Below are 396 nucleotides of genomic sequence, written 5' to 3' on the forward strand. Positions count from 1 at the left end.
CAGTCGCGCGCGGCGTTTTGTTTCAGGGGATTAGCCCCGGGTGATGCGGTTCACATGGCCCATCTTGCGGCCCGGTTTGACGTCTGATTTGCCGTAAAGATGGATCGAGGCTGCCGGTTCCGCGGCGATTTGCGCAAGGCGCGCCATGTCATCGCCGATCAGGTTTTCCATCACCACATCCGCATAGCGGCTGCCATCGCCCAGGGGCCAGCCTGCGACCGCGCGGATATGCTGCTCGAACTGGTCGATCGCGCAGCCCTGCTGGGTCCAGTGTCCTGAATTATGCACGCGCGGGGCGATTTCGTTCACGATCAGGCCGGTGCCCGTGACGAACAATTCCACACCCATCACGCCCACGTAATCCAGCTTGTTGAGAATGCGCCCGGTCAGCAGCAC

At 61.9% G+C, this 396-nt stretch carries 1 protein-coding gene; it reads right to left on the reverse strand.

Annotated features, from left to right (window positions below):
- Nucleotides 1-30 precede the first annotated feature (30 nt).
- Nucleotides 31-396, reverse strand: a 366-nt coding sequence (locus RAZWK3B_RS20030) for an ATP-grasp domain-containing protein (RefSeq protein WP_037296394.1), incomplete at its 5' end; no start/stop codon positions are given.

Source organism: Roseobacter sp. AzwK-3b (assembly GCF_000170875.1).
Taxonomy (GTDB): Bacteria; Pseudomonadota; Alphaproteobacteria; order Rhodobacterales; family Rhodobacteraceae; genus Roseovarius; species Roseovarius litoreus.